Annotated in this window: 1 rRNA gene; it reads left to right on the forward strand. The window is 52.1% G+C overall.

The annotated features are described in order from the left end of the window. Positions 1-568: ribosomal RNA gene (locus tag OU793_RS24870) — 23S ribosomal RNA — on the forward strand; the annotation flags it as partial.

The raw sequence follows: 568 nt of genomic DNA on the forward strand, positions 1-568 counted from the left end.
CTGGACGTATCAGAAGTGCGAATGCTGACATGAGTAACGATAAAGGGGGTGAAAAACCTCCTCGCCGGAAGACCAAGGGTTCCTGTCCAACGTTAATCGGGGCAGGGTAAGTCGACCCCTAAGGCGAGGCCGAAAGGCGTAGTCGATGGGAAACGGGTTAATATTCCCGTACTTCTTACAATTGCGATGGGGGGACGGAGAAGGCTAGGTGGGCCTGGCGACGGTTGTCCAGGTTCAAGTGCGTAGGCTTAAGAGTTAGGTAAATCCGGCTCTTTTTAAGGCTGAGACACGACGTCGAGCACCTACGGGTGTGAAGTCATTGATGCCATGCTTCCAGGAAAAGCCTCTAAGCTTCAGATTGTAAGGAATCGTACCCCAAACCGACACAGGTGGTCGGGTAGAGAATACCAAGGCGCTTGAGAGAACTCGGGTGAAGGAACTAGGCAAAATGGTACCGTAACTTCGGGAGAAGGTACGCTCTTGATGGTGAAGTCCCTTGCGGATGGAGCTGACGAGAGTCGCAGATACCAGGTGGCTGCAACTGTTTATTAAAAACACAGCACTGTGC

It is taken from the genome of Vibrio sp. VP6, from assembly GCF_028823755.1.
Lineage (GTDB): Bacteria > Pseudomonadota > Gammaproteobacteria > Enterobacterales > Vibrionaceae > Vibrio > Vibrio parahaemolyticus.